The 25564-nt window shown below is 41.1% G+C and carries 32 protein-coding genes and 1 pseudogene; all 33 read left to right on the top strand.

What is annotated here, in order from left to right; genetic code table 11:
• Window positions 1–62: 62 nt before the first annotated feature.
• On the top strand, window positions 63–389 hold the full coding sequence (locus HMPREF8578_RS03695; protein WP_000969622.1) for a hypothetical protein: 327 nt from the start codon (window positions 63–65) through the stop codon (window positions 387–389).
• Window positions 382–879 (top strand): DUF1642 domain-containing protein, encoded by a 498-nt coding sequence (locus tag HMPREF8578_RS03690; protein WP_001041152.1) that lies wholly within the window; start codon window positions 382–384, stop codon window positions 877–879. The genes HMPREF8578_RS03695 and HMPREF8578_RS03690 overlap by 8 nt, the downstream gene beginning before the upstream one ends.
• On the top strand, window positions 879–1067 hold the full coding sequence (locus HMPREF8578_RS03685; protein WP_001277752.1) for a hypothetical protein: 189 nt from the start codon (window positions 879–881) through the stop codon (window positions 1065–1067). Before HMPREF8578_RS03690 ends, HMPREF8578_RS03685 begins: the two co-directional genes overlap by 1 nt.
• Window positions 1064–1402, top strand: coding sequence for a hypothetical protein (locus tag HMPREF8578_RS03680; protein WP_000119454.1), 339 nt, complete (start codon window positions 1064–1066; stop codon window positions 1400–1402). Before HMPREF8578_RS03685 ends, HMPREF8578_RS03680 begins: the two co-directional genes overlap by 4 nt.
• A gap of 1 nt (window position 1403) precedes the next feature.
• Window positions 1404–1718 carry a hypothetical protein gene (locus HMPREF8578_RS03675; protein ID WP_000653686.1) on the top strand — a complete coding sequence of 105 codons (315 nt, stop codon included), beginning with the start codon at window positions 1404–1406 and terminating at the stop codon, window positions 1716–1718.
• A gap of 35 nt (window positions 1719–1753) precedes the next feature.
• Window positions 1754–2014: a DUF1372 family protein gene (locus HMPREF8578_RS03670; protein ID WP_002892696.1), complete on the top strand. Its 261-nt coding sequence runs from the start codon at window positions 1754–1756 to the stop codon at window positions 2012–2014.
• Complete coding sequence (locus HMPREF8578_RS03665; protein WP_000670040.1) at window positions 2011–3090, top strand: DNA cytosine methyltransferase; 1080 nt, start codon at window positions 2011–2013, stop codon at window positions 3088–3090. Before HMPREF8578_RS03670 ends, HMPREF8578_RS03665 begins: the two co-directional genes overlap by 4 nt.
• A 9-nt stretch (window positions 3091–3099) precedes the next feature.
• A pseudogene (locus HMPREF8578_RS03660) lies at window positions 3100–3345 on the top strand (DUF3310 domain-containing protein).
• Entirely contained in the window at window positions 3335–3499 is a 165-nt protein-coding gene (locus HMPREF8578_RS12555; protein WP_001220819.1) for a hypothetical protein, read from the top strand. Before HMPREF8578_RS03660 ends, HMPREF8578_RS12555 begins: the two are co-directional and overlap by 11 nt.
• 17 nt (window positions 3500–3516) lie before the next feature.
• Window positions 3517–4380, top strand: a complete 864-nt coding sequence (locus HMPREF8578_RS03655; RefSeq protein WP_000495100.1) for an SPFH domain-containing protein — start codon at window positions 3517–3519, stop codon at window positions 4378–4380.
• Window positions 4381–4420: 40 nt separating this feature from the next.
• The gene (locus tag HMPREF8578_RS03650; RefSeq protein ID WP_000963209.1) at window positions 4421–4846 is read left to right on the top strand and encodes a DUF1492 domain-containing protein; all 426 of its coding nucleotides are present in this window, start codon (window positions 4421–4423) and stop codon (window positions 4844–4846) included.
• A gap of 89 nt (window positions 4847–4935) precedes the next feature.
• Window positions 4936–5502: a tyrosine-type recombinase/integrase gene (locus tag HMPREF8578_RS03645; RefSeq protein WP_000261915.1), complete on the top strand. Its 567-nt coding sequence runs from the start codon at window positions 4936–4938 to the stop codon at window positions 5500–5502.
• 165 nt (window positions 5503–5667) lie between these two features.
• Entirely contained in the window at window positions 5668–5874 is a 207-nt protein-coding gene (locus HMPREF8578_RS03640) for a hypothetical protein (protein WP_000679058.1), read from the top strand.
• On the top strand, window positions 5871–6185 hold the full coding sequence (locus HMPREF8578_RS03635) for an HNH endonuclease (RefSeq protein ID WP_000573816.1): 315 nt from the start codon (window positions 5871–5873) through the stop codon (window positions 6183–6185). The genes HMPREF8578_RS03640 and HMPREF8578_RS03635 overlap by 4 nt, the downstream gene beginning before the upstream one ends.
• Before the next feature lie 106 nt (window positions 6186–6291).
• Window positions 6292–6630 carry a hypothetical protein gene (locus HMPREF8578_RS03630; RefSeq protein ID WP_000393462.1) on the top strand — a complete coding sequence of 113 codons (339 nt, stop codon included), beginning with the start codon at window positions 6292–6294 and terminating at the stop codon, window positions 6628–6630.
• Entirely contained in the window at window positions 6627–8267 is a 1641-nt protein-coding gene (locus tag HMPREF8578_RS03625; RefSeq protein WP_000623343.1) for a terminase TerL endonuclease subunit, read from the top strand. Before HMPREF8578_RS03630 ends, HMPREF8578_RS03625 begins: the two co-directional genes overlap by 4 nt.
• 58 nt (window positions 8268–8325) lie before the next feature.
• Window positions 8326–9480 (top strand): phage portal protein, encoded by a 1155-nt coding sequence (locus tag HMPREF8578_RS03620; protein ID WP_000539759.1) that lies wholly within the window; start codon window positions 8326–8328, stop codon window positions 9478–9480.
• Window positions 9461–10180, top strand: a complete 720-nt coding sequence (locus HMPREF8578_RS03615; RefSeq protein ID WP_000864708.1) for a head maturation protease, ClpP-related — start codon at window positions 9461–9463, stop codon at window positions 10178–10180. Before HMPREF8578_RS03620 ends, HMPREF8578_RS03615 begins: the two co-directional genes overlap by 20 nt.
• Before the next feature lie 17 nt (window positions 10181–10197).
• Window positions 10198–11334 carry a phage major capsid protein gene (locus tag HMPREF8578_RS03610; protein ID WP_000525543.1) on the top strand — a complete coding sequence of 379 codons (1137 nt, stop codon included), beginning with the start codon at window positions 10198–10200 and terminating at the stop codon, window positions 11332–11334.
• A gap of 11 nt (window positions 11335–11345) precedes the next feature.
• On the top strand, window positions 11346–11636 hold the full coding sequence (locus HMPREF8578_RS03605; protein ID WP_000393172.1) for a phage gp6-like head-tail connector protein: 291 nt from the start codon (window positions 11346–11348) through the stop codon (window positions 11634–11636).
• Window positions 11629–11805 carry a hypothetical protein gene (locus HMPREF8578_RS12550; protein ID WP_196218662.1) on the top strand — a complete coding sequence of 59 codons (177 nt, stop codon included), beginning with the start codon at window positions 11629–11631 and terminating at the stop codon, window positions 11803–11805. Before HMPREF8578_RS03605 ends, HMPREF8578_RS12550 begins: the two co-directional genes overlap by 8 nt.
• Entirely contained in the window at window positions 11798–12181 is a 384-nt protein-coding gene (locus HMPREF8578_RS03600; RefSeq protein ID WP_000282764.1) for a hypothetical protein, read from the top strand. The genes HMPREF8578_RS12550 and HMPREF8578_RS03600 overlap by 8 nt, the downstream gene beginning before the upstream one ends.
• Window positions 12174–12575, top strand: coding sequence for a hypothetical protein (locus HMPREF8578_RS03595; protein ID WP_000094242.1), 402 nt, complete (start codon window positions 12174–12176; stop codon window positions 12573–12575). The genes HMPREF8578_RS03600 and HMPREF8578_RS03595 overlap by 8 nt, the downstream gene beginning before the upstream one ends.
• Window positions 12576–12956, top strand: coding sequence for a hypothetical protein (locus HMPREF8578_RS03590; RefSeq protein ID WP_000237787.1), 381 nt, complete (start codon window positions 12576–12578; stop codon window positions 12954–12956). It abuts the gene before it with no gap.
• Window positions 12957–12978: 22 nt separating this feature from the next.
• Window positions 12979–13563, top strand: coding sequence for a major tail protein (locus HMPREF8578_RS03585; protein ID WP_001229634.1), 585 nt, complete (start codon window positions 12979–12981; stop codon window positions 13561–13563).
• Window positions 13564–13613: 50 nt separating this feature from the next.
• Window positions 13614–13907, top strand: a complete 294-nt coding sequence (gene gpG / locus HMPREF8578_RS03580; RefSeq protein ID WP_001151313.1) for a phage tail assembly chaperone G — start codon at window positions 13614–13616, stop codon at window positions 13905–13907.
• 199 nt (window positions 13908–14106) lie between these two features.
• Window positions 14107–18375 carry a phage tail tape measure protein gene (locus tag HMPREF8578_RS03575; RefSeq protein WP_000896766.1) on the top strand — a complete coding sequence of 1423 codons (4269 nt, stop codon included), beginning with the start codon at window positions 14107–14109 and terminating at the stop codon, window positions 18373–18375.
• Complete coding sequence (locus tag HMPREF8578_RS03570; protein ID WP_000005800.1) at window positions 18372–19874, top strand: distal tail protein Dit; 1503 nt, start codon at window positions 18372–18374, stop codon at window positions 19872–19874. Before HMPREF8578_RS03575 ends, HMPREF8578_RS03570 begins: the two co-directional genes overlap by 4 nt.
• Window positions 19874–22255 (top strand): phage tail spike protein, encoded by a 2382-nt coding sequence (locus HMPREF8578_RS03565; protein ID WP_000927611.1) that lies wholly within the window; start codon window positions 19874–19876, stop codon window positions 22253–22255. Before HMPREF8578_RS03570 ends, HMPREF8578_RS03565 begins: the two co-directional genes overlap by 1 nt.
• 11 nt (window positions 22256–22266) lie before the next feature.
• Window positions 22267–24279: a DUF859 family phage minor structural protein gene (locus tag HMPREF8578_RS03560; protein WP_001137165.1), complete on the top strand. Its 2013-nt coding sequence runs from the start codon at window positions 22267–22269 to the stop codon at window positions 24277–24279.
• A gap of 18 nt (window positions 24280–24297) precedes the next feature.
• Complete coding sequence (locus tag HMPREF8578_RS03555) at window positions 24298–24903, top strand: DUF1366 domain-containing protein (RefSeq protein ID WP_000764683.1); 606 nt, start codon at window positions 24298–24300, stop codon at window positions 24901–24903.
• Between the two features lie 9 nt (window positions 24904–24912).
• Window positions 24913–25329, top strand: coding sequence for a phage holin family protein (locus tag HMPREF8578_RS03550; RefSeq protein ID WP_001165338.1), 417 nt, complete (start codon window positions 24913–24915; stop codon window positions 25327–25329).
• Between the two features lie 3 nt (window positions 25330–25332).
• Complete coding sequence (locus tag HMPREF8578_RS03545) at window positions 25333–25563, top strand: phage holin (protein ID WP_000611517.1); 231 nt, start codon at window positions 25333–25335, stop codon at window positions 25561–25563.
• Window position 25564: the final 1 nt, after the last annotated feature.

The following is a 25564-nucleotide window of genomic DNA, read 5'->3' as shown; positions in this document are numbered from 1 at the left end:
TGTGTCTCTGAGCCATGAGGGGCAAGAGCTGGATTTTTAAAAATAAGTTGGAGTTAGTGAAGATGATGGAAGATTTAAAGAAAAAAGTTAATGAAGTATACGGCTGGTCGGTAGAAGACGGGAAGCCCAAGCCTCCCAAACAAGATTTACCACAATCAGTGAAAGATCGGGCGGACTATTTCTGGGAAATGACAGAAGATGGCATGACGTTTATGGGAGCGATGGAATGTATCTTCGCTGATGAAAAACCTAAAGACTATGATTTAGGAGCCACTAAGGATTGGTTGCCAAAATCTAAGGAGTTTGATGATTGGATTGGCTATTCACCAGGCATGTCTCAGTTAGTTATTGCAGTTTATTTAATCTATGGAGGAAGCAAAAATGAATAAGCAGGAATTGATTGAACGGATAGAAGGCTTAAAAAATATTTTTGGCAACAAAGCAGAATATATTGAGATAGACGCGGTAATAGAACTTGTTTCTAAACTAGACGAACCGCAGAAAGTTACAATACCGCAGTTTGTGGCGGAATACATCGAACACAAGAAAAATAAAGATTATCATTTACTTGGTGCGATGGCTGAAATCAGAAGTTATAAAAACAAAGAAATTGACGAATGGTTTACGGACGATGACAACATGGAACTCTTTGCTCGAGCGTGGCTGGACGGCTATGAGGTCGAGAAAGAGAAGCGATATATTGTAACCCTGAAATCAAGTGAACAAAAGTTGTACTATCACACTGAAGATGAGGATTATATTTTCTCTAGCTATGATGGAGTATTCTATTTAGGATATCATACTAAAACCGATCTAGAAAAAAATGACATGAGTTGGGTGTTTGATTGCCCAGGGATTGAAGTTAAGGAGGTTAAGTGATGTCATGTAATGAAAGTTTAAAAAAAGAAAAAGAATTGACTGCTACTATTTTAAATCTCAAGATAGAAGTCTTACAAAAGGATGATAAATTGAGCAGTCAATCATTAAGCAACATCAAAAGGAAAGCAAGGGATCTATACGAGTGCCTAGTATGGTTGCAGTATGTTGCAGAGGAGGCAGGTAGATGAGTTATGACTTGGAAATCTTAGGAAAAATAGAAAGTGGACAATATATCTGCATTGATGAACCTAAATACAGTTCTCCAACTTACAATCTTGGAAAAATGTTCAGGGTGGCTATGGATTGGGATTTCGACCAAGGCACAATTTACAACATTGCTGATATTTTTGAAAACATTCAACGTGGCATCTCAGAACTGGAACAGTATCCTGAAAAGTATGTGCAGTATGAACCTGCAAATAAATGGGGGACCGTCAGCAGTGCGTTAGAAGATTTGAGATCATTGAGAGATTGTATTTTAGGACAAGATATTGATACAAAATACTTATATGTGAGGTGGTAACATGAAAGACAAAGTGACTAAAAATAAAATCATTGAATTTGTCAAAAGCACCCAAGTTTTTAACAAGGATATGCAGAACAACGTTATTAGCGTTAAAGCGCTTGATAACATTAGAGATTTTATTTTTAATGTGAATCAAGTCTTTACTCTTGATGGTGCAACTAAAGTGGCTTTAGACAATATTTGCCACCGTTGCTTGGTCTATAGCGATTTTTTCAAGCCTAACGTGGATTTGGTTGACATGACTAAGAAAATAAACTGTATTAGATTTGACGTGATATTGGAATTAAAAACGGCTAAAATTGATATTTTTTAGAAGTGGGACACAATACAAGAAAAAGAGGTCACAGATTGAAACGATTTATAGTTATGTGGATTCTGCTATCTGCTGGATTGAACATCTGGCAGATGGGCAGGATTCGAGATTTGGAAGAAAAGAAGCCGATTACCGTCTATAAAGCAGATAATGCAGGCGCTGATATATTCGGTAAGGTCGTCGAGAAAGGGCGACACGGCAAGCTATACACTCTCACAATTCGTGATTACGGCATTTTCGTAGTTACGAAGGAAGTGTATGACAAGGTGAAAGTTGGGGATGAGGCGAGGTTATGAAATTTCTAGATCTGTTCGCAGGCATCGGTGGCTTTCGTCTTGGGATGGAGTCAGCTGGCCATGAATGTATAGGATTTTGCGAAATAGACAAATTTGCAAGAGCTAGCTACAAAGCTATACACGATACGAAAGGAGAAATAGAACTACATGACATCACAGCAGTATCAGATGAGTCTATTCGAAGAATCGGACGTGTGGACATTATCTGTGGAGGATTTCCGTGCCAGGCTTTCTCAATTGCAGGAGCAAGACGAGGTTTTGAAGATACACGAGGAACTTTGTTTTTTGAGATTGCACGGTTCGCATCTATTCTCAGACCTAAATATCTATTGCTTGAGAACGTCAAAGGACTCCTCAACCATGACGGAGGAGCTACATTTGAAACCATCCTCGGAGCCTTGGATGAATTGGGGTACAATGTGGAATGGCAAATCCTTAACAGCAAGGATTTTGGAGTACCCCAAAACAGAGAACGGGTGTTCATTGTCGGACATCTTAGAGGAGAATGTACCAGAAGAGTTTTTCCTCTCGGCGGAGAAAGTCAGTCAACTAGTAGCCAATCAGTCGTGAAAATCGGTAATGTCAACCCATCTGGTATCGGCATGAATGGAGAAGTCTATCAAGCTGACGGTCTAGCTCCTACTCTCACAACGAATAAGGGAGAGGGGCAAAAGATAGCAATAAAAAGTAATACTATAAAACAATTTGGGGTATTGCAACCCAATTTTAATCAATGTGGAGTGGTTTACGAAACAGATGGCATCGCACCAACAATCAGAGCATATCAAGGTGGAGGACTTGAGCCTAAAATTATTCAACGTGGTCATGGTTATAACCAAGGCGGACAACATGACATCGCTCCTACTTTGACAAGTAATAGCTATCACGAAAACAATCATTTATCAGATGGATTTAGGATTAGAAAGCTAACGCCTCGTGAATGCTGGAGGTTACAAGGTTTTCCAGACTGGGCATTTGATAAAGCGCAAGAGGTAAACTCAAACAGTCAACTATATAAACAAGCTGGCAATAGCGTGACTGTGAGTGTTATTGCTGCAATAGCAAAAGAACTTTAGGAGAAAAATATGAACAACACAGAATTAGAAAACATTGACAACATAAACAACCCAATCCACTACCAAGGACGATATGGTATGCAATCTATCGATGCTCTAAGAAATTTCATGACACCTGAGTAGTTAAAGGGTTTCTATCTAGGAAATGCTTTGAAATATCAGTTGCGGTTTCAAAAAAAGAATGGGCTTGAAGATTTGAAAAAGGCTCGTAAAAATCTGGATTGGTTAATTGAGGAGATGGAACATGAGAATTAAAACATCAAACGGAGTAATCATCAATGTTGATAAACCTAAAAATAGCATTACTGTTGAAGGTGTTGAGTTTGGGTCAGATTGTCGCGCTTTGGTATCAAAGCACAGAAATGGTACAGGAACAATTACTTTAGTCTTTGAAGGAAAAATTATTTAAAAAAAGGAGTAAAAACAATGTTTACACAATACGATCACGAAACAGGAAGAACTAAAATTACAAAACTTGCAAAAGGTGGCATCATTACAATTGCAGCTATTGTCTCACTTGGTATTTTTCGGGTGACTGCTGTGAAGCGCATCCCTGCCAACACTGTAGGTGTAAAAGTTAGTGCAATTGGAGGAGTGCAAGAAAGTACTTTACAAACAGGCTATCATCTGAAAATGCCTTTCATTGACACGGTGTATACTCTATCGACATCAGTTCAAACAAAGACGATGGAGAAAATTACAACTCAGACAAAAGATGGGCAGTGGCTGAATACTAACATTGATGTAAAGTACCGAGTAAATAAAGAGAAAGCTATGACAGTTTTCTCAAATTATACGACTTTGGAAAATGTCAATGATAGCGTAGTATCTCCAGCAGTACAGCGAGCGATTGAGTCGGTTACTGGGAATTATGACATCTACGACATTCTTGGGAATAAGCGAACAGAAGTCTATGAGGCTATTGATAAAGCATTAAAAGAGAAATTTGAGTCTTATGATTTGGAGTTCGTTTCCTTTACGATAACCGATCAAGATGCAGGTGATGAGATTGAAGCCGCGATTAAGAATGAGTCCGTCAAGCAAAAGGAAATTGATACAGCTAAACAAGAACAAGAAAAAGCTAAGGTTGAAGCTGATACCAAGAAAGTTCAAGCTCAAGCTGAAGCGGATGCCGGCATCATCAAAGCAGAAGGTGAAGCTAAAGCAAACAAAGCGAAGTCAGACTCAATCACAGATAACCTTATCCGCATGAAGGAAGCGGAAGCCAGAGAGAAACACGGCTGGGTCACTGTCAATGGTGCGGGCAACGTGATTACTAATCATGAGTAAAATATTATCAATTGCGTAAAAATACATCAGGAGGTAAGGTTTGGCAATAGACATCAAAAAAAGATTGAAGGCTCTGCCTTATATTGATATCAAAGTGAAGTCAAAGCACCAGGAAATCATCAGTTTGAAGTCAGGTATTTTACGAGGGCAGCAGTTCGATAGCATGCCGAAATCAAAAAGCAACAAGAATCAAACTGAAGAATTGAATGTGTTGATCATTGACAAGTCAGATCAGCTATATGAAGAAATCAAACAAATGTACCACGAACGTGACGAACTTGTTCAAGCGATTGAGTCGCTCGATGATCCAGTGGAAAACATCGTGATGCGATTACTGTATATTGATGGCCTTTCTTGGAAAGAGGTTCAAATCAAACTAAATTGTAGTCCTGCAACCATCCAGCGAGCAAAACATAAAGCGTTACTAAAATTATCTAAAATGTATGATAAGAATGATAGCAAATGATAATTTTAATGTGGTAAATTAGTATCATGAAGAATAGCAGAGAGGAAACCTCTGCTTTTTTTTGTGCATTAAAAAGGAGGTGAGGATATGTGGTAGTTGTTGAACCAATCAGAAATAGAGATGATGTTCAGCTTATGATTGAATGGCTGACGTTGCATAGTGCAGTCAAAGAGTCAGATAGACAACGCAACCTCATGCTCTTCCTTTCTGGTGTTAATCTAGGGTTTCGTATTGGTGATATTGTTAAACTGAAAGTAAAGCATGTTAAAGGCTGGCATGTCCAAATTGTCGATGAAAAGACAGACAAACCAACCAAACGAAAGATGCCAAAGAAATTCAAGAATGCCATGAGGCAGTACATCAAAGACAAGAAAGATGAAGACTTCCTGTTTCCGAGTCGAAACGGAAAGCATCAGCACATAAAACCAAACACAGCTTACAAGATTATAAAGAGAGCTGCTGAAGAAGTTGGTCTAGAAAACATAGCTACTCACTCGATGAGAAAGACCTTTGGTCTATTTATGTATGAGCAAACAAAGGATGTCGCTCTGATAATGGATCTACTGAACCATTCGAGTCAGAGTATTTCACTAAGATACATAGGCAAAAATCAAGATTCACAAGACAGAGCCATGACTAAGTTTCAGGGCTTTTAATTTTTTTATTTTGACATCAATTCATTGTTTTGAGGTTATGATGATTTCGTTTCACGCATGCAGGATAAACGCTTGATAAATCTGAGTTAAAACTCATGTAGCGAATTCATTAGAATATGTAAAACAAGGAATTGAGAGAGCAGAAACAAAGGAGTTTACATAGTTATGAAAGGCACTTTTAAAAGACTATCTAATAAAAGAACAACCAACCAAAAACCATTAGGAAAAATTGTAGTTGGAGTCGAAATTGAAAATGACTCAGAATTAAAAGAGTTAATTCAAGAATGTTGCGAAGCAATCGAACACTTGAACAATTGCATTGACAAGCTAAATAAATTCGAGCTCAAAGCATCAACATCAATAATCGAATGATTGAAGTTTCAACCAGAGCAGACCGAACAGAGTTTTATAATTCTAGCGAATGGAGAGAACTTCGTAAACTTGCACTCGAACGTGATCATAACGAATGTGTTTGGTGCAAAGACGAAGGCAAAGTCATGAGAGAGAACTTAGAGGTTGACCATATCAAGGAGCTGGAGTTCTATCCAGAGTTCGCTCTTGACTTAGATAATCTTAGAACTCTATGTAAAGAATGTCACAATAAACGTCACGGTCGCTTCCAATTTCGAAAATCTAAAAAAATGATTGAGAAAAATTTCAGAACAGATGAATTTTGGGGATGATAACACCCCCCGGTCAAAAAAATCCAGTATTTTTAAGGATTTGGGAACCGGTGGGAGGGGTTAACTGTCCAAATTTTTAACGAAAAATTAAAGGGGGTGGGGGGTAATGGAAGAATACTCAGAAAAAAATATAAAAGAATTAGAAAATCAGCTACTTTCTAAAATCGGCTATTTTAGTCCTAGAAAAAAGGATGCGATTCAGTACGAAAAAGTGAATCGTTATCTTTATCTCGTCAGACTACTCTATGAGCTGAAAGCCAGACTTCACGAAGACGGATTGGTCATCACTGTTCACAACGGGCAACAAAGATTCCAAAAAGCGAATTCTCTCATCAAGGAAATCAACACAACCAGCAATCAGCTTTTGGCTATTGAGCGATCGTTTGATTTTGAAGTTGAAAATTCTCCTGTTGAGAAACCGACGTCTGGAAGTGATCTGTTATGATTTCTCATCCGTTGGTTGATGACTATATCAAAATGGCTGAGCGTGGAGAAATCGTTGTCAACAAAGAAAGAAAGTTGCTGTTTAAAATTATCAAGGAGAAAATTTATCCTCGTGATGATTTGTATTTTGATAATGACTTGATTGACAAGTTCATTCGTTTTACGGAAAAGAACTTTTTCCCTCTAGCTAAGTACCAGCTTTTCTTGACTCCGTTCATTTTTCTTTTTAGGAAAGAGGACGGGGAGCCACACTTCGACGAGTATCTATACACACTCGCTCGTGGGGGTGGTAAGAATGGTTTTATGTCGGCAAGGTCATCGTTCTTTATCAGTCCTATCTACCCTATCAGAGATTATGATGTAACTATCACCGCTAACTCTGAGAAACAGGGTAAGGTTTCGTTTGAGGAGGTCTATGAGACCATCCAAAGGCGTGGTCTTGAGGACCATTTCTATCTAACTAAAATGTCTATTACAGGTCGAGCGAACAACTCGGTCTTTTCTTTTCGGACAAATAATCCGAAGACCATGGACTCAGCTCGTGATGGCTGTCTAGAGTTTGATGAGATTCACCAATTTGAAGATGATAAGGCTGTGAAGGTTCAACGGTCCGGTCTTGGTAAGATTGCTCATGCTCGAACTTTCTACAACGGTACGAATGGATATGTGCGTGAGGGATTCTATGACAAGTTGATAGAAAAGTCTATGCAAATCTTGAATGGAGAGGTTGATGATTTCAGGCTATTCCCCTTTATCTGCAAGCTAGACAGTGCGGATGAAGTGGACGACATGAAGAATTGGCCAAAGGCAAATCCGATGTTGGATGAAAGTACGCCTTACGCTAAAAGGCTGCTTGCGAGAACCAAGGCTGACTATGATGATCTTGAGTTGGAACCGTCTGGCCGTCAGGAGTTCATGACTAAACGGATGAACCTTCCTGAAGCTGACCTTGAGAAAGATGTGACGTCTCGTGAAAAATTACTTGCTTGTCTACGGTCTCCTGGTATCGACTTGAAAGGTCGGTCATGTGTGGCTGGCTTTGACTATGCAAGCATCCGAGACTTTGCCAGTGTCGGTTTGCTGTTTAAGAATGGTGATGAGTTCATCTGGAAGCAACATTCATTTGCACGGAAATCATTTTTGAAAGCATTCAAGCTAAAAGCGCCTATTGAAGAATGGGCCGAAAAAGGCTTGTTTACAATCGTTGATGGTCCGAGTATTGATCCTCGGCTTTTGATTGCGAAGCTGGAAGAATGGAGCGAACTTTACCAAATTAAACTTGTATGTGCTGATGGTTTCAGAATGGACTTGTTGAAACCTCTTTTGGAAGAGGCTGGCTTTGACTATGAGTTCTTGCGCAATCCTGGGGCTATTCAGTCTAAGGTTGCGCCAATCATAGAAGATGGATTTGCAAATGAGCGTTTTATCTTTGAGGGCGATAACTCTATGATTTGGTATACGGATAATACCTACGTCAAAGAGGACAAGGATGGCAACAAGCGTTTCTTGAAAAAAGAACCTGTCAGAAGAAAGACGGATGGTTTCCATGCTTTGATAGCTGCTCTCTACAAGCGTGAGCTGGTGCAAGAGTCGAATGTTGGGGAATTCCTTGACATGATTGATAGTTGGGATTTTTAATCTAAGAATAATTTTTGGGTGGGTGGTCGGCAGAAAATGAAAGAAAGGAGGTTGCAACATGGGGTGGCTTGATATTTTCAAAGCTCGGAAGGAAGTGATTACTGGTTTTGATTTTGATGATTTAGAGCGAATTTTTGGGAGTCTTTATCTCAAAAGTTTAGCTGTAGATAAATCAGCTGAATTTGTAGCTCGTATCTTTGCAAAGTCTGAGTTTCGCTACATGGTCAAAAACAAGCACGAACGCTCTAATTGGGATTATCTTTTAAATGTCCGTCCGAATCGCAATGAGTCTGCTTCAGAATTTTGGCAAAAGGTGATTTATCGTCTATTGACGAAAAATGAAGTACTCATCATCTTGTCAGATGATGATCAACTATTAGTCGCTGATAGCTTCACTCGAAAACGATATGCAGTCTATGATGATACTTTTGAAATGGTATCTGTGCGAGACTATACGTTTCAGCGAAAGTTTGCTATGAGTGATGTGATTTTTTTGCAGTACAACAATAATCGACTGCAAGAATACATGAGCGACTTATTTGCAGACTATGAAAAGCTACATAGTCGCTTAGTTGAGGCTTTAGGTCGTAACAATCAGATCCGAGGTATTCTCAATACTAAGACAAACGGCACCTTTAACGAGGAAAGACTTAAGCAGATGCAAGAATATGCTGATGGTCTATTCAAATCATTTACTAAAAAATCAGTGGCTATCGTTCCAGCTCAAAACGGGCTGGACTACAACGAATTGACAAACACGGTTGGGACTTCGAATCTGTCTGTTGATGAGTTGAAAAAACTTCGAAGGCAATTTGATGATGAGGTTGCTGATATATTGGGTATCCCAACTGCATTGATGCACGGGGATATGGCTAATCTAGAAAACAGTCAGAAAATGTTTACTAGTTACTGCTATAAATCTCTAGTGAAGAAAGTATCTGATGGGCTAAATCATGCCATAGTTGGTCCTGATGCTTATGCTGGGGAACGTTTCTTTGTCATTATCGGGGAAGGTCAGAGGGATAAGTTTGCTTTGGCTGAAAACATTGATAAATTAATCTCCTCTGGAGCAATGCTAATCAATGAAGTCCGAGCGGAGCTAGGACTTGAGGCGGTTCCTTGGGGTGACAAACCAGTCATGACTAAAAATTATCAGATTGGTAAGGAAATAGAGAAAGGAGGTAAAAAAGAAGATGAAGGTAATTCCAATTAAAGGAACAATTATCTCAAATAACAGCAAGTGGATCTACGAGTTATTTGAGAGGGAAGCTACTGCACCAAAAGACATTGTATTGCCGGAAACTGGAGAAGATGTAGAAATTCACATTAACTCTGGTGGTGGAGATGTCTACGCTGGTAGCGAAATCTACACAGCTTTACGCGCTTACTCTGGTCGAGTAACCGTCAAAATCGTAGGTATTGCAGCAAGCGCTGCTAGTGTCATTGCTATGGCTGGTGATTCTGTTGAAATCAGCCCAACTGCTCAAATCATGATTCATAATGTATCCTCTGGCGTTTATGGAGATCATAACGCTTTAGAGCATGAGGCAGCTGTGTTAAAAGGTTTTAACAAGTCTATTGCGAGTGCTTACGTCCATAAGACAGGGAAAGCATTGAATGATTTATTGGAGCTAATGAATCAGACAACCTGGTTTGATGCCGAGGCAGCCGTTGAGAATGGTTTTGCGGATAAGGTGATGTTTGCGCAAGAGGTTGCGCCACTCTTAGTAGCGAGTGAAACGCCAATGATCCCACAAGACTTTATCGAGCGGATGCAGGCTACTATGACTCCTGATGTGGACAAGATTGCTGAGCTAGTGGCTCAAAAGCTGGCAGAGCATGAGCCAGAAAAAACGAACACAGAAAATAAGAAAGCGACTGAACCTAGTGGTTTCGGTCGTTTTGCATTTTAAGAAAGGAAAATTTAAAAATGGGAATGAAATTATCAAATGAATTTAAAACAGCTCGTCAGAACTTTCTGGATGCTGTTACAAACAATGAACCTGCTGAAAAGCAAGGAGAACTTTATGGGAAGATGCTTGATGCCATTATGGATGAAGCAAAGAAAACAGCTCGTGAGGAAGTAGATGGTCTTGTTGCAGTAAGTCCATTTGATGAAAAGCTGTCTCTTCGTGAACGTGAATTTTTCAACAATTTGGACAAAAAAGCTCCAGGAAAAATTGAAAAGTTCTTCCCGCAAGAAACAGTTGACCGTATCTTTGAAGATATGGTACAAGAACATCCATTGCTTGAACATATTGGACTCCGTAACGGTGGCCCTCGTTTGAAGTTCCTTAGCTCTACTACAACAGGTGTAGCAGTTTGGGGGAAAATCAACGATGAAATCAAGGGTCAATTGACTGCTGAATTCGGTGAAGAAGAAGCTATTCAGAACAAATTGACTGCCTTTGTTGTCCTTCCAAAAGACACAGAAAAGTTCGGACCTGGTTGGCTTCATTCTTTCGTATCTGCCCAGCTTACAGAAGCTTTCGCTGTTGCTCTTGAAGCAGCCTTTTTGAATGGGGATGGAGATGAAAAACCAATCGGTTTGTCCCGTACTTTGACAGGAACGGTTGCAGCGGGGAAAACAACATACAATGCTAAGACATCATCTGGTGATGTAACTCTTGGAGCAAAAGGAAAGACGACTGAAGAAAAAGCTAACATCACGATCAATGAATTCAAAGAAATTTACAAATACCATTCCACTAAAGTAAACGGGAAACCTGTAGTAACTCGTGGAAACATGGTTATCGTTGTAAATACGAGCGATGAACTTGACTTTACAACTCAATTCACCACTCTGAATGGACTTGGTGTATTTGTAACAAATCTTCCATTCAATCCAATTGTAATCCCATCAATTGCTCAAGAAGCAGGTAAAATCACTACTTTTGTGAAAGGGCGTTACGATGCAGTTATTGGTGGTGGAATTGAATTCGATACTTTTGACCAAACTCTTGCATTTGACGATCTCAATCTTTACACTGGCAAACAATTTGCATATGGGAAACCACACGATGAAAAAACCGCTGCAGTTTGGACCCTAAAACTTGGTAAAGACTAAGGTGCCGCCCTATGGAGGAGACAAAAGAACTTCACCCACTCCTTAAAGCATTTAAGGAGCGGATGAGGATTTTTCATGATGGAGAGGATAATAACCTCTCCCGTATGTTGGAAAGTTCTGAGGCTGCAATCCTAAGCTTGGTCGGTAGTAAGGACACTACTGATCCACGAGTGAGAGAGCTTATTTTAGAACGTGCTCGATATGCCTATAATGACCAAGTTGAGTTCTTCTATGAGAACTTTCAAGGGGATTTGATGGCATTGTCACTAGAAAATTACAAACCGGAGGAAAAACATGATTAAGGTTTTAAAAGAATTTTATGACTTGAAAGCTGGAATGGTCCGCAAAGAGGGCGATACATTCGAAGAAACTAAGGAACGTTTTGACGAAATCAATACAGCTTTACCTGAGTTTGTTGAATGGGAAGAAAAAACTACAGAAGTAACTGAAACATCACCATACTATGTATAATCGCCCTAGCTATCGCTACAAAAAGCCAGAGGCTCAAAACGGAGACCTGAGAACCCCCTTGACTTTCTATACTTCTAAAGTCGAGGAGGGGCTTCATGGTCGCGATGTGTCTCATGAGAAGGCTTTTTTTACGATGGGCCAAGTTTACTCTCCTAGCTTCAAAGATATTGAGATTGCGACTGGAAAGTCTATGCAAGCTAAGATGACTTTGAAAATCCGAGATCCTTTGTCTGATTACCAGCCAAAGAATGAGCATTTTGTCGAAGTCGGAGATATTCGTCTAGGCGGCAAGAAATGGCAAATTATCGATGTTCGTCCTGATTTTGACAATCGGGATTTTTTGATAGTTGTTATTGGTGGTGGTCAAGATGTCTAGCGGAGCAGAATTGAGAGGTTTCGACGATGTTTTGAGAAACATCGAGGTGCGCCTTGGTAATAACAAGGTTAAACGTGCTACTAGTCGAGCTTTAAAGGCAGTCGCAAACGAGACTCTAGAAGAGTTCAAAGGTGCTCTGCAAGTCTACAAAGATACTGGAGAAACCATTGAAAGTGCTACTGCTGGACGTGTGACGGGTCTTGCTAGTGGTGTTCCTGTTGTGAAAATCGGTTTTGGTGAGGGTTCTCGCTGGCGTTTGGTTCACTTGAATGAGTTTGGATATGGTAAGAATCCGCATCCAAGGGGGTTCGGTGTCATCAGACGGTTTTCAGAGGCTCATGCTAAAACATACAAATACAGGGTGGCTAGCCATTTGAAGATAGGAGGGTTTTAGATGGTTAAAGATAAGTTTAATGAACTCTATGAGGCTTTGAAAAAAGATGAGTCTTTAGCTGGAATCAGTATCAAATCTTTTAAACGTCCTGACTCGTTACCAAATAATGAGCCAAGTATCGTTATCAGACCAGTTGGTCCGCCGATGCAGGCAGTTCATGGTAGTAATACGAGTCTGGCTAAGACATTTCTCTATCAGATCAATGTAGAGTCTATTGACTATACGGAGTGCAAAGTACTCCAAAGAAAAATTGAAAAGATTATGGAAGGCCAGGGATTTTATCAAACTAATGGTGGTTTGGATGAATGGATTCCAGAAATCAAACGCTATGTAGATGCTCGGACCTACAAAGGTCGAAGTGCTCTATACGAAGAATACTAAATTAAAGAAAGAGGTGCTATAAATGGCATTAGTTGGTTTTAAACGCATGACAATTCGTGTGTTGGATGGGGAAGCTACTCCAACACTTGGGAAAAACCTTTTCGTGGTAGAAGGTAAAACCGGTGAGGGTGCGACTCGCACTGCTAAGATTACAGGACTTTCAAGTGAACCTGTTAAAACTTACGGAAGCGATGTTGCTTATCACACATCAAATCGCGGTGTAGGTGATGTGAAGATGGAAATGACAGCTGTTGACATTCCTCACATGGTCCTTGCCAAAATCCTTGGGCATGTAGTTAAGGACGAAATCGTTTATATTGGTGAAGATAGCGCTGCTCCACTTTGTTCAGTTATGCTTGAATCTAAAACAGCAAACGGCACGAAAGCGCAAGTCGGTTTCTTCAAAGGCAGCTTCTCAATGGATGCTGAAGAATTTGAAACTCATAAAGAGAAGCAAGAGGAGCTTCCAGATGACAGCTTGAGTTTTTCAGCCATTGCAAGCGATGATGAAGAAATCAAAGGCAATTACTATGGCAAGTACATTGGTAATGACGAAGAAAAAATCAAGAAACTCAAAAGTCAACTTAAAATGGTTGCTGCAGCGTAGAAAGAGGGCGCAAGCTCTCTTTTTATCTTTTTTTCTAGAAAGGAAAGTAAATGGCTAAGGTTAAATTTTTAATTAAAAATGAAAAGGGTCAAGATGTTCAAAAGACCAGTAAGGAAATTACTACCAAGGACTATCGTGACTATCTGATCCTCAACGAAGCACTATCTTCTAACTCGTCTGAAGTTGAAAAACTAGACAAGCAATTGGAATTCATCGCCTCATTGTTTGAAGATTTGGAAGTGGAAGAACTTTTGAAATACACAGATATGGCGGATATTTTTGCGGTATTTGCAGATATCTACTCTCATCTGGTGGGTGATGTTGACCCAAAGGAGAAAAAATAAAGCCAAGTGAAGCGCTAAAACGGTTTTATAGATTTGTTAAGCAAGCTACTGAGGGTCCATATGGTATGAGTATTCGTGATGTCATGGATACTAGCTGGGAGGACCTGATGGGCGTTCTTGGTGAAACCGAATCTGCTAAAGCTGAGGAAGTCATGGATCTTGCTGACTTTCTAGAAATGATTTAAAAAGGAGGATTTGAATGGCAGGTGAAACGCCGTTAGGTCAAATGTATATCGAGCTAGGGCTGGACGTGTCGAAGTTCAATCCTACTCTAAATGGTGCCAAGAATGCGGTTAAATACTTTCAAAGCAATGTAAAGGCGCTAGACAGCTCCCTTAAAAATAACGGGAAAAACACAGACTTGCTTCAAGCTAAGTACAAGACGCTTGGCCAAGCGATTGAAGCGCAAAGAAAAGTCTTGGACCAGATGAAGAAAAGTTTTGATACTCTCGAACCTGGTACAGCTAAGTTCGACAAGGCTGCTGCTGAGATTGAACGTGAGAATGCTAAGTTGGCAGCCATGGAAGGTCAACTTCGTAGTGTGCAACAAGCTCTGATTGCGGTTGGTAAAGAGAATAGCTTTGCGAATCGTATCAATAAATTTGGAGACGGCCTTATCAAAAGTGGCGATAAAATAAAGACTTTTGGTGATAACGTTTCGAGCTTGGGAGGTAAGTTGACTGCTGGCTTAACCCTTCCTTTGGTTGCTAGTGTTGGACTTGTCACGAAAGCTGCGTCTGACTATGAATCTGCTTTTGCAGGTGTGAAGAAGACAGTAGATGAGACTGCAACCGTATCCTACAAGAACTTATCTGATGGCATTCGTCAGATGGCTAAAGAATTGCCAGCTAGTGCGGTTGAAATTGCAAATGTCGCTGAAGTTGCTGGTCAGTTAGGTATCAAGGCGGAGGATATTCTTACATTCTCCCGTACCATGATTGATATGGGCGAATCAACGAACTTGAGTGCTGAGGATGCTGCGACCGCTATCGCTAAGATTGCGAATATCCTTGGTTTGACATCAGACGAATACAAACGATTTGGATCATCTGTTGTTGACTTGGGTAACAACTTTGCAACAACTGAGCGTGACATCGTTGAGATGACCAATCGTTTGGCGGCTGGTGGTAAGTTGGCTGGTCTAACTGCTCCAGATATCCTTGGTCTTGCTACTGCTATGAGCTCTGTTGGTATCGAGGCGGAGGCTGGTGGTACCGCTATGACTCAAACTTTGACGGCTATTGGTAATGCTGTTTCATTGACAGGTAAGGGCGCAGCAGATGACTTGAACCTCATCGCTAAAACTGCTGGAATGACCTCAGAGGAATTTCAACAGGCTTGGAAAGAGAAACCAGTTGTTGCTTTGCAATCCTTTATCAAAGGTCTGAAAAATGCTCAAGAAAAAGGCGTGAACATGAACGCTATCTTGGCACAGCTTGGAATGACGGGTATCCGACAAAGCAACATGCTGAAATCTTTGGCTCTGGCCTCTGATAAAATGGGCGATGCTGTTGATCGTTCAAATAAGGCTTGGAAAGAGAATACTGCTCTAACCAATGAAGCCAATAAACGATATGAAACCACAGAATCGCAATTGAAGATGTTTAAGAACCAGGTAACGGACTTGGCCATTGAGTTTGGAGGGCCACTTTTAAAGGCACTACGTGATGGTCTAAAGGCTGCCAAGCCTTGGATTGACACGCTGGCTACAATGGCTAAACAGTTCAGTTCTATGTCTGAAGAACAACAAAGAAATGTTCTTAAGTGGGCTGCATTGACTGCCGGAGCTGGTCCAGCTTTAAGCATTTTAGGGAAAGGTCTTGGAATTATCGGAAACCTTACGAAAGCACTTGGTTGGCTCACTAAAGGCACTGGTAAGGCAGTAGGTGGCATGTCCTTGATGCTCAAGACGTTTCAGGCTTTTCGAACAACTGGGAATCTATCCTCTGCTTTTAAATTGGCCTCTGGCGGAGCGGTAGCGCTTGGTAATGCGACGGCATCAGCTTCATCTTCTACTGGGCTCTTGACAACTGCAATGGGTGGTCTCGCAAATCCATTAGGCTTGATAGTTGGTAGCCTTGCTATTGCGACGGCCGCTGCTGTTCATTTTGGCAACGAAAAAGACAAGGCTCGTATCAAGACGGAAGAATTTGGCTCTCAGTTGAGCGATACTGCTCGTGGAGAATTGCGAAGTTTTCAAAAAACTGTTGATGAAACCAGTACGGCTGTCGCAAACTTCGGTACTCATGCTGGAGATGCCGACAAGGTCTCTGGAGCCTTTAAAAAACTTTATGAAGAAATAGCTACTGCTGCCGATAAGACCAACAAACGAATGGAAGAGTTGGGCGCCAAGTGGGGCCTTAGTGAGGACGATATTGCCAAAGCCAAGGAAAGAAATGGTCAGGTCGTCTCTAACACTGAGGCTATGATGAATCAAATCAATGAGATTTATCAACGTCATAATGGTGATGCGAGCAAGTTCTCTCAAGAGGAGAAAGAAATCATCCTGAACAATCAGAATGAGATGATTAAGGCTAAGTTAAAGTTGATGAGTTTGTCGGAAGAACAACAAACAGCAGCACTTCAAGCCTTAAATGGTAAAATCAGCTCACTCAACGAAACACAATTGAAGCATACTAAAGATGTTTTAAAACAAGCACTTGATGAGGAAAAGAAACTCTACGAGAACTCAAAAAGTGAGCTGAAAGAGCTGTTAGACGGAAAGGCTATTGACCAGGAGACTTACAACAAGAAATTGCAGACTCTAGAAGCAAACCACACTCAAACGATGGAAGCTTTGGGAAGTAAGTATTATCAAGTCATGCGAAATCTTGATGATAAGGTGAAAGCTCGAACTGGACAAAGTTGGAACTATTGGGAAGAAGCCAAGAAAGTTCTGGAGGAGTACGGCCTATCCTATGAAGAAATCGGAAAGAAAGCTGCGGAAGCTTCTCAAAAGGTAGGTAATTCACACAGCATCCTTGCCAATTACACCAGTGAGATGAGCAAGGAAGTGAAAGAGGCTAATGATGCCTGGTCGTTGCTGGTAGGTAACATTGATAAGAATGGGAATTTCCAAGTAAAATCCAATGTTAAGGAAGTCATCGGAGAGGCTGCCAAATCTGCTGAAGGCTGGGAACAATTGCAGTTTATCGCTAAAACTGCGGAAATCAATTCAAACGCTCGCGCTACAATTGCAGAGGCTCTTGTCGAATCCGGTAAATGGAAAGACATGACGCTGGAAGAAAAGCAAGTGATTGTCAAGAACCAAGCTGGTCTACAAGCTATCTTTGATAGTGAAACCCATCTTAAAACATGGAACAGCATGCCAGCTAAAGTTAAAGAACTCCTCATGAAAAATGCCGATGTCATGAACAAGGCAGAGGAAGCTTCAAAGGCTCTATCTAATTATGAATCACTCACACCAAAACAGAAGGAGTTGCTGGCCAATGATGAGAGTATCCAAAAAGCAGTTGCTCGCTCTACTGATACTTTGACAACCTGGAATGCTACGACTCCGTTTACAAAAGATTTGAAGGCAGATCCTACGAATGTTTTGAACAATGGCCAGTTATCCATCGATAAGATTACAGCTTGGAATTTTGCATCTGCTGAGACTAAGTCTCTGGATGCGGTGGATAATACGAGCGCAGCTGTCGGAAGTGCGATTTTGAGTGTTAATTCACCTAAGCAAGAATCTCCTATCAATTTGTTTGCTGCTGACCAAACGGGCGGTGTACGAAACGAGACAAGCGGTGCTATCAATGCTATCAAGCAATATGATCCAGTGAATATCCTTGCCAAGAATGGCACCAATGATACTGTCAGTGAGGTCAAAAGTGGCGTCAATGGTATCCAAGACAAAACGGTCACTATCAACGCTCGAGATAATGCATCCGGTGTTCTTTCAGGTATTAAGAGCTGGATTGATAGCGTTACTGGTAATTTCTTTACGAATATCTTTGCGAGCAAGCATGCACACGGGACCAACTATCACCCTGGTGGACTTGCTATCGTCAACGACCAAAGAAATAGCAACTATAAAGAAATGGTTACTCTGCCGAATGGTCGGAGTTTCATCCCACAAGGTCGGGATGTCCTACTCCCTCTTCCAAAAGGTTCTAAGGTCTTGCGAGCTGATAAGACTAGACGTTTGATGCGTGAGATGGGTGTTCCGAAATACGCTTCTGGTATCGGGATTCCGAGCGATGCGAAATTCCTCCGTGAAATGGAAGAAGCGCAACGTAATATCACAATTCAGACTGCAAGTGTTCAGAACGGGCAAGGTACAGACAAAATCGTGTCTGAGATGGCGATTCTGAGAGCGAGTTTAGAAAAATTGCTTACTGCCATCCTTAACAAGGACACAAACGCTTATCTGGACAGCTCAAAAGTTACGGATATTGTTACTAAGACTCAGAAAGAGCGTGAGAAAATGCTACTAAGAATGAAAGGGGTAATTGAATGAGCGAAGTGACTATGCGTTTTAATAAAACAGATTTACGAGAGTTTATTCAAATCCATGACATCCAACGAGATATTGGGAATAATCGCTCTATCTCTATCGATCATGCTCCAAGAATTGGCGTGAATATCCAGCAACAAACTATTGATGCAAAATATATCAAGGTGGACTTCTCTATCTGGTCCAAAGACAGAAATACCCTCAAGCACAAGCTTGCGGGTATTTTTAATGTTGATGCTCCTAAGGAGTTGACCTTTTCAGATGAGCCAGACAAGTATTATCTGGCCATGGTAATCGATGATATCTCTATGCAAGAGGCAAGTGGGAGACGTTCAAACGGCTCTATTAAGTTCATCGTTCCTGATGGCGTGGCCCATAGTTCAGCCTATAAACGATTTGATAGTGATAAAAACGCAACTAGTAAATCAGGAAAAATGGTGTTTGATCTTATAAATAATGGCTCGGAGGCTGCATTTCCAATCGTTAAAGTCAAACACAATGCTGAGAATGGGTATATCGGTCTAGTTAATCAAAATGGCACCTTAGAAATTGGGAACCGTGAAGAAGCCGATACCGAACCATCGCAAAAATCAGAAATCTTACTTGATTTTAGAGGTGAAAAAATCACAAATGGACTGGCTAGCGCAGCAAAGAACCAAGCCATCACAAATGACCGGACAGAGTATATTGTCGGGACAGCTGAAATGATTAATCTTTGGGAACGTCCACACGTTAGATTGAAAGATTTACGAGGTGAAACTAAATTACACAACTACGCTACAAGTTTGACCTGGGCAATCCCTAATGATAGCACAGGCAGCACAGGGTCCCTGAATGATTATTTTTGGTGGAGACAAGTTTTTTGGTCTGAAGCTAATAATCAATATGGTTTCATCAAGGTAACAGTATCAGATGAAGCAGGTCAATTTTTGTATGGTGTTGAGACCTTTAAGCGGTCGCTAGGTTCTGAATGTGAGTTTAATTTTTTAGCTAGTGATGGTCAAGGTGGATATAGGATTCTAAAGCGCTGGAATTTTGATGGAACTACAACTGGAGATATCAATCCCTTTAGTGTAGCAAAAGGGTGGTCAGATTTAAAACGGAATGATGGCAAGGTACAAGTTTTTTATCAAGGATCATACTCTACTTTTATCATTCCAGAGATTGAGGGTAAAAAGTCTGCAAAAATTCACATTACAATTGGAGCGTACAGAGATAATCCAATCGTCTCTCACATGTATCTTGATGAATTGTACTACCGCAAAGATTTTGTCCCAACAACAAATGACATCCCAAATCGTTTTCCAATCGGATCGAATGTTCTAATCAATAGCGAAGATGACACGGTCTATATCGATGGAATAGCAAAAGCTAACGAGATTGTCGATGGGTCGCAATGGTTGTCCATCCCTCCAGGCAAATCAAAATTAGAGTTGTACTTTTCTAGCTTCATTAAAAAACACCCGACAGTAACAATTGAATTTGAAGAAAGGTGGCTATAATGCTTTTAACGATTCACGATGCAAACTTGCAAAAGGTTGCTTTTGTTGATAATAGTAAGCAGAACACGCTTAATTATTATAACGATACATGGTCAAGAGATATGCCAACAGGGTCCTCAACGTTTGAGTTTACAGTCTTTAAGAAAGCAATTCAATCAGACACAGCTTCATCAAAGGCCTACCAGCATCTAAACGAACGTGCTTGGGTGTCATTCCGACACAATGGACGTACCTATCTCTTTAATGTGATGTCGGTGGAAGAGAACGAGCAGACAATCAAATGCTATTGTGAGAATCTCAATCTTGAATTGATTAATGAGTTAGTAAATCCTTACAAAGCAACTAGAGCGATGACTTTTTCAGAATATTGCAAAGAGATGGCTTTATTGAACTATGCTCATCTCACTATTGGAATTAACGAGATTTCAGACCAGCAACGTGTCATTGAGTGGACGACACAAGAAACAAAACTTGCTCGTTTGCTTAATCTCGCAAAACAATTCAATGCTGAGATTGAATTTGACACACAACTAAAAGCAGATAGCACGATTAAGAAATTTACTGTAAACATATATCACGAACACGACGATACACACCAAGGAGTTGGCCGCATCAGGAATGATGTGGTTTTAAAATACGGTAAAAATATTAGTTCTATCACCCGAAAAGTGGATAAGACAGGTATTTTCAATACAATCCGGCCAACTGGGAAAATGCCGACCGTGGAAGTCGAAGATAGTGGAGAACGTCATTTGTCTAGCCAGAGAGTGAAAAATGCGGATGGTTCGATAACTGAAACGATCATTCGCACAGCACCCGATGGGACAAAGAGCAAGACTATTGTCCACACTAAAGTCACAAAACTGGCTGATAAAACACGCATTACAACGACCACAACTACTCGTTCAGATGGATCTATCGAACAAACGGTTACAACAAGTAAAAAAGGTGGACCATCTAATACTGAGAGACGAATCATAAAACCTCCTAAGAAAAAAGAGAAAGAAAACGAGCCTGAAAAAGAGGTTCTGACTATTGAAAACTTGGGAGATTGGTCTATCAAAAACGAGAGGGGAGAATTAGAGTTTTATCAAAGAGGGCAACAACTGTACGCCCCATTATCCATGCAACTTTATCCCTCAACTTTCACATCAGCAACAGCTGAGGACCAGTGGACAAGACGAGACTTCGACTTTGACACAGACGAGCCAAACGAGTTGAGACGACTTGCTTACCTGAAACTCAAGCAACATTGCTACCCTGCCATAACCTATGAAGTAGATGGCTTTGTGGACGTAGAAATCGGGGACACGGTCCAGATTTATGATGATGGTTTTAGTCCAGCTTTAATAGTAAAAGCACGAGTCACCGAACAGAAAATCAGCTTTACAAACCCGGCAAGTAATAAGACTACTTTTGCGAATTTTAAGGCTCTAGAGAGTAAGCTATCAGATGGCATTCAGGCTGCCTTTGAGCGACTTTTTGAAGCATCCAAGCCCTACACTATCAAGCTAGCTACAGACAACGGCGTAGCATTTAAGAACGGCCAAGGTCAGACCATTGTGACCCCTACCTTAATGCGAGGGAACAAAGTCATCAATAGCGGATGGCGTTGGGTTGTAGATGGCGAAATCAAAGCTACAAGCCCTAGCCACATTGTCCGAGCCTCTGACGTCAACCAAAAGATGGTTTTGACTGTTTCTGCATGGATTGATAACAAAGAGGTAGCGTCTGAGCAGTTGACGCTTATCAATGCATCTGATGGTCTCCAAGGTCAAAAAGGGGACGCAGGACCTAAAGGAGATCCTGGTCCTAAAGGCGATAAAGGGGACAAAGGAGCTATTGATGAAACCCAGCTAAAAGAAATCAAGACAAGTATTGACTCTAAAGCCGACCAAGGGCTAACGCAGCAACAGCTCAACGCTTTGAATGAGAAAGCTGGAATTATCCAAGCTGAGCTTGAGGCTAAGGCGAGCGCTGATATTTTGGATAACTGGATAAAGGCTTATAAGGACTTTGTCAATGCGAATGAAACCGCAAGAGCACAAGCTGAGAAAGATTTGATTTCAGCTAGTCAGCGGGTCTCAAGTATTGCTAAGGATCTTGGAGAATTGTCTGACCGTTGGAATTTCATTGATACCTATATGAGTTCCTCAAATGAGGGGCTTGTGATTGGTAAGAACGACGGCTCGTCTAGTATGCTATTTAGTCCAAATGGACGAATTTCAATGTTTAGCGCTGGTGTCGAGGTCATGTATATCTCTCAGGGCGTTATCCACATTGAGAACGGTATTTTCTCTAAGACTATCCAAATAGGACGTTTTAGAGAGGAACAGTATCATCTTAACAATGACATGAATGTCATTCGTTATGTAGGATAGAAAGGAGCGAAATGCCTAGATTTAGTAATTCGAGTAACAGCTTATATTTGAATGTGTATATTGATGAAGTTTCAACAGACATTTCTGCTAACACCTCAACCATCAATTGGCAGTTGACAGTTAGTCGTTATACGTACTATCACACGCTCAATAAACAGGGAGACAGTACTTTATCTCTAACTTTGGACGGCCAAAATGTGCACTCTAGCAATCCAGTTTGGGAAGTTTGGGACGGCGAGGTCACTCTCGCTAGTGGTTCAACCACAATCTCACACAACTCAGACGGTCGGAAGACACTACCTTTCTCATGTACGTTCAATCCGAATAACGGACTGCATGGGACTATCACAGTATCAGGAAATCTCGGTCTGACTGCTATCCCGCGCTCAAGCTCTGTAAGCGTGAGCGCTGGGGTGATTGGTAGTGCGGTTACTATCAACATCAATCGTCAGAGCTCCAGCTTTAAGCATACAGTGCGCTATGCATGGGCCGGCAAGAGTGGAACGATTGCAAGCAACGTGGACACATCCGCAACGTGGACAATCCCTCTTGATTTTGCAAATGACATCCCAAACTCCGCAAGTGGAACAGGGACTATCTTTGTAGATACCTATTCAGGATCTACAAAGACAGGCACGCAGTCCACTACATTCACGGCTAGCGTACCAGCGAATGTCAAGCCCACATTTGCAGGAGTTTCCCTGTCGGACTTGAACGGTGCAGCTCAAAATCTTATCCCAAACGGGAATACGTTCATTCAGGTAATCTCTAACATCAAGGTAGCTTTTAATGGTGCAGTCGGTTCTTACGGCTCATCCATCACTGGATACTATGCTGAAATCGTCGGCAAAAACCAGTCTACAAGTTCAAACGGTGGCAGTCTTGGCATTATGAATTATCACGGCACAATCAAAATCAGAGCGAGCGTGTCTGATAGCCGTGGCCGTTGGTCGGATACTAAAGAGGTGTCTGTAACCGTGCTTGAGTATTTTGCTCCTGCTCTTAGCTTTAGCATAGCAAGAACGGGCTCAACCTCTAGCACTTTGACAGTCACACGAAATGCCAAAATCGCCCCTTTGGCTGTTTCAGGCAGTCAAAAGAACTCAATGAGATTGACATTCAAGGTTGCTCGACTAGGGACTAACTCTTACACAGTCGATAATGGACCAGCCACTGGATCATGGACAAGTATCTCAAGCTTGACCAATTCTCAAGCTAATCTAGCTGGCAACTATCTAGCTAATCAGTCTTGGGTTGTCATTGGTATCCTTGAGGACAAATTCACTCGTACTGAGTTCATGGTCAATGTGGCCACAGAGAGCGTAGTATTGTCTTACGACCGCTCAGGGGTTGGCGTCAACAAAATCAGGGAGCAGGGCGCTCTTGATGTCAAAGGAAGCATCTACGCAGACAACAAGCCCATTCAACAGCACCAGCTGACACGAAATAACGGAATTTCTATTTTAACGAAAGAAAGTCTTGATAATATCCTTAAAAATGGTATGTATTATAGTCACAGTGCGCCTGATAGACCAAGAAATCAGAATGGCTGGTTGTTGGTTCAAGTCTATGATGACGCTCAATATGTTGTACAGACTTATTGGACGGCTACCACTGAAACAATGTTAGTAAGGTATAGAATGGCTAACCGCTGGAGCGACTGGAAAGAGGTTGCTACAAAGAATGACTTGCAGAAACTAGCAACAAGAAAGATAGAGTTAGGCTGGGATGTCATAGGAAATGCTGTCAGAAACGGGAATGTGGTTACAATTTCAACAGAAAGAAAAATCACTAATATCGACACATTTTCAGATTATCGAGAAGTCAAAGAAACGATCCCTGTAGGATTTAGACCAACTCAAGAGGTTGGCTTTGTATTGCAAGGTATCTCAGACTCAACAGTAACAGGTACGGCTATCTTGCACCTTGCAACAGATGGGAAAATCCGTCTTACAAGTAAATCTCAAGGAAATAAGTATTGGACGGGTACAATAACTTATATTACAAATGACCCTTACCCTTAATAAACGAAAGGAAAATATATGAAATTAGAATATAGGACAAAGTCCCAAGAATTTGACGCAAGCGGAACAGCATCGGCTACAAAGGTCACGTTAGTCAATTCAGACGGTGCTATCGTACCTATCTTGCTACCGGCTGATAAAATCGGTTTGTCAAACACAGAGCTGTTTGAAATGGCTCTTGAAGTTTTGTATCAGGAAAATTTCCCGAACAGAGCAGAAAACGAAAAATTCAGCAAAGTAGCTCAAGAGTTGCAAAAGAACAAAGAGATGGCAACCAAAGTAGAACAAGCGGCAACCGAAAACAAGGAAAACCTTGACACGGTATCAGCTATCACTGAGGTCTTGATTGCCTTGGCAGTATCTCAAAATGGAGGTATGCCAACTTATGCTTACAATAAAGTAGCTGGGTTCATCAAGCCACTTGTTAAAAGTATACGATACGGAAACGGCGATATTGTCGCAATGCCTTATCCGTTCGATACGAATCCGAAATGGCCGAGTGGAACTAAGACTATCTTTAAGTTCCAAATGCAGCCAACAGAGGGCTACACATGGAAAGAACAGTCGCTTGCTGATATGCTTCAGCAAGGTGTTCTTACTGTGGTCATGCCACGTATTGATTAAGGGGGATATATGCAAATCGAATTTTTCAATTTTTTAAGAAGTGTCGTCCAGACTGAAGACGGACTGGTATTGTACGCTCTAGCACTGATTGTCTCAATGGAAATCATTGATTTTGTGACTGGAACGATTGCTGCTATTGCAAACCCTGACATCGAGTATAAGAGTAAAATCGGCATTAACGGACTCCTTCGTAAGATTTTAGGGGTTCTCTTGCTAATGATCCTTATCCCAATGTCCGTTCTACTTCCTGAAAAAACAGGCTTCGCATTTTTGTACTCAATTTATCTCGGGTACATTGCATTTACTTTTCAATCACTCATTGAAAATTACCGCAAACTAAAAGGAAATGTCACTCTTTTTCAGCCAATTTTAAAAGCGTTTCAGCGCTTGTTTGAGAATGACGAAGATAAAAACAAAGGAGAATAACACATGATCAACTGGAAATTACGTTTACAAAACAAAGCAACCCTCATTGCTCTTCTTGGAGCAATCTTCCTGATGGCTCAGCAGTTCGGCCTTGAAATTCCTAAAAACATTCAAGATGGTGTGAATACATTCGTTTATATCCTTGTTTTGATTGGGGTTGTCAACGACCCAACAACAGCAGGGATTTTAGATAGCAAACGTGCTCTTGAATACTACGAACCAAGCGAGGACTAAC

The organism is Streptococcus oralis ATCC 49296 (assembly GCF_000185265.1).
Lineage (GTDB): Bacteria > Bacillota > Bacilli > Lactobacillales > Streptococcaceae > Streptococcus > Streptococcus oralis_BC.
The sequence above is the reverse complement of the archived record's forward strand: the minus strand, read 5'-3'. Positions and strand labels throughout refer to the sequence as shown.

Coding starts and splice junctions, on each gene's coding strand:
- HMPREF8578_RS03550 (WP_001165338.1), top strand. CDS start 24,913: ATGCAAATCGAATTTTTCAATTTTTTAAGAAGTGTCGTCCAGACTGAA.
- HMPREF8578_RS03685 (WP_001277752.1), top strand. CDS start 879: ATGTCATGTAATGAAAGTTTAAAAAAAGAAAAAGAATTGACTGCTACT.
- HMPREF8578_RS03640 (WP_000679058.1), top strand. CDS start 5,668: ATGAAAGGCACTTTTAAAAGACTATCTAATAAAAGAACAACCAACCAA.
- HMPREF8578_RS03545 (WP_000611517.1), top strand. CDS start 25,333: ATGATCAACTGGAAATTACGTTTACAAAACAAAGCAACCCTCATTGCT.
- HMPREF8578_RS03605 (WP_000393172.1), top strand. CDS start 11,346: ATGGAGGAGACAAAAGAACTTCACCCACTCCTTAAAGCATTTAAGGAG.
- HMPREF8578_RS03600 (WP_000282764.1), top strand. CDS start 11,798: ATGTATAATCGCCCTAGCTATCGCTACAAAAAGCCAGAGGCTCAAAAC.
- HMPREF8578_RS12550 (WP_196218662.1), top strand. CDS start 11,629: ATGATTAAGGTTTTAAAAGAATTTTATGACTTGAAAGCTGGAATGGTC.
- HMPREF8578_RS03575 (WP_000896766.1), top strand. CDS start 14,107: ATGGCAGGTGAAACGCCGTTAGGTCAAATGTATATCGAGCTAGGGCTG.
- HMPREF8578_RS03615 (WP_000864708.1), top strand. CDS start 9,461: ATGAAGGTAATTCCAATTAAAGGAACAATTATCTCAAATAACAGCAAG.
- HMPREF8578_RS03555 (WP_000764683.1), top strand. CDS start 24,298: ATGAAATTAGAATATAGGACAAAGTCCCAAGAATTTGACGCAAGCGGA.
- HMPREF8578_RS03625 (WP_000623343.1), top strand. CDS start 6,627: ATGATTTCTCATCCGTTGGTTGATGACTATATCAAAATGGCTGAGCGT.
- HMPREF8578_RS03565 (WP_000927611.1), top strand. CDS start 19,874: ATGCTTTTAACGATTCACGATGCAAACTTGCAAAAGGTTGCTTTTGTT.
- HMPREF8578_RS03585 (WP_001229634.1), top strand. CDS start 12,979: ATGGCATTAGTTGGTTTTAAACGCATGACAATTCGTGTGTTGGATGGG.
- HMPREF8578_RS03570 (WP_000005800.1), top strand. CDS start 18,372: ATGAGCGAAGTGACTATGCGTTTTAATAAAACAGATTTACGAGAGTTT.
- HMPREF8578_RS03630 (WP_000393462.1), top strand. CDS start 6,292: ATGGAAGAATACTCAGAAAAAAATATAAAAGAATTAGAAAATCAGCTA.
- HMPREF8578_RS03560 (WP_001137165.1), top strand. CDS start 22,267: ATGCCTAGATTTAGTAATTCGAGTAACAGCTTATATTTGAATGTGTAT.
- HMPREF8578_RS03690 (WP_001041152.1), top strand. CDS start 382: ATGAATAAGCAGGAATTGATTGAACGGATAGAAGGCTTAAAAAATATT.
- HMPREF8578_RS03675 (WP_000653686.1), top strand. CDS start 1,404: ATGAAAGACAAAGTGACTAAAAATAAAATCATTGAATTTGTCAAAAGC.
- HMPREF8578_RS03695 (WP_000969622.1), top strand. CDS start 63: ATGATGGAAGATTTAAAGAAAAAAGTTAATGAAGTATACGGCTGGTCG.
- HMPREF8578_RS03655 (WP_000495100.1), top strand. CDS start 3,517: ATGTTTACACAATACGATCACGAAACAGGAAGAACTAAAATTACAAAA.
- gpG (WP_001151313.1), top strand. CDS start 13,614: ATGGCTAAGGTTAAATTTTTAATTAAAAATGAAAAGGGTCAAGATGTT.
- HMPREF8578_RS03665 (WP_000670040.1), top strand. CDS start 2,011: ATGAAATTTCTAGATCTGTTCGCAGGCATCGGTGGCTTTCGTCTTGGG.
- HMPREF8578_RS03680 (WP_000119454.1), top strand. CDS start 1,064: ATGAGTTATGACTTGGAAATCTTAGGAAAAATAGAAAGTGGACAATAT.
- HMPREF8578_RS03590 (WP_000237787.1), top strand. CDS start 12,576: ATGGTTAAAGATAAGTTTAATGAACTCTATGAGGCTTTGAAAAAAGAT.
- HMPREF8578_RS03610 (WP_000525543.1), top strand. CDS start 10,198: ATGGGAATGAAATTATCAAATGAATTTAAAACAGCTCGTCAGAACTTT.
- HMPREF8578_RS12555 (WP_001220819.1), top strand. CDS start 3,335: ATGAGAATTAAAACATCAAACGGAGTAATCATCAATGTTGATAAACCT.
- HMPREF8578_RS03620 (WP_000539759.1), top strand. CDS start 8,326: ATGGGGTGGCTTGATATTTTCAAAGCTCGGAAGGAAGTGATTACTGGT.
- HMPREF8578_RS03595 (WP_000094242.1), top strand. CDS start 12,174: ATGTCTAGCGGAGCAGAATTGAGAGGTTTCGACGATGTTTTGAGAAAC.
- HMPREF8578_RS03635 (WP_000573816.1), top strand. CDS start 5,871: ATGATTGAAGTTTCAACCAGAGCAGACCGAACAGAGTTTTATAATTCT.